At 44.3% G+C, this 526-nt stretch carries 1 protein-coding gene; it reads left to right on the top strand.

Translation table 11 applies throughout. The features are described 5' to 3' along the window. Positions 1-67 precede the first annotated feature (67 nt). On the top strand, positions 68-526 hold a 459-nt coding region (locus FW758_RS24770), incomplete at its 3' end, for an IS110 family transposase (protein WP_446446844.1).

Raw genomic sequence — 526 nt, 5'->3', positions numbered from 1 at the left:
GCTCCCTAATACGGCGTCAATGCGCCAAACTGATGTTGACCATACAGTTACTTAAGGAGCGTCCATTATGAAAGTTACCACTATTGCAATTGATTTGGCAAAGAATGTATTTCAAGTCCTTGGGATGGATTGCCATGCAAAACAAGTCTTCAATAAGCGTTTAAATCGCGCTCAACTGAATGAGTTTATGTCGCAGCAATCTGTCTGCAATGTGGTCTTTGAAGCCTGTTATTCATCCCATTATTGGGGGCGTAAGTTTCTCGCCATGGGGCATGAGGTTAAGCTTATTCCAGCGCAACATGTCACCCCGTTTGTGCGCGGCAGCAAGAATGATAAAAATGACACCATGGCGATTTATGAAGCCAGTTTTAGGCCTAACATTCGTTTTGTGCCGATTAAAACCGAAGCGCAGCAAGAAATTCTGATGTTACATCGCGTTAGAGAGCGCCTGGTAAAACAACGCACTGCCTGCACCAATCAAATTCGTGGCGTGTTAGTCGATTTTGGTATTTGTATTGCGCAAGGT

It is taken from the genome of Shewanella sp. 1180_01, assembly GCF_052850535.1.
The sequence above is the reverse complement of the archived record's forward strand: the minus strand, read 5'-3'. Positions and strand labels throughout refer to the sequence as shown.